General features: G+C 58.7%; 1 pseudogene. It reads right to left on the bottom strand.

Annotated elements, in window-relative coordinates:
• A pseudogene (locus RM704_RS44945) lies at positions 1-209 on the bottom strand (hypothetical protein); the annotation flags it as partial.
• Between the last annotated feature and the right edge of the window lie 188 nt (positions 210-397).

The raw sequence follows: 397 nt of genomic DNA, 5'->3' as shown, positions 1-397 counted from the left end.
GAAATCTGCCGAGCACGGAAAGCCGGCACACCGAAATCCTTGACGGCCTGCACCCTTTCTTCGATGCTCAGATCGATCCAGTGACGAGGAGGCTTGGCACGACTCGGGGTATTCACCACGAGTGGCACTTCCTTGCCCGGCTCGGCGAGCGGCGTGGAGGGCAGAACAAGACCTGACGTGCTGACGGAACTTCCAGTCGATGACATCACGCCCCCATTATCCCCAACTCCCACCACGCGACCACACGAGTCGGTGCCTGCTAAGTACGGGTCGCGACGTCACCTCGGCGAACAGTTCTGCACTAGCTCGTAACAGGCTGGATCACCGGGCAGGAGGAAATGCAATCCCTCAAGAAAGACGATCATGACGAGATTCGCCACGACGATGAGGGCAAATA

Source organism: Streptomyces gottesmaniae (assembly GCF_031845845.1).
GTDB lineage: Bacteria > Actinomycetota > Actinomycetes > Streptomycetales > Streptomycetaceae > Streptomyces > Streptomyces akebiae.
This window is presented reverse-complemented; position numbering and strand designations above follow the sequence as displayed.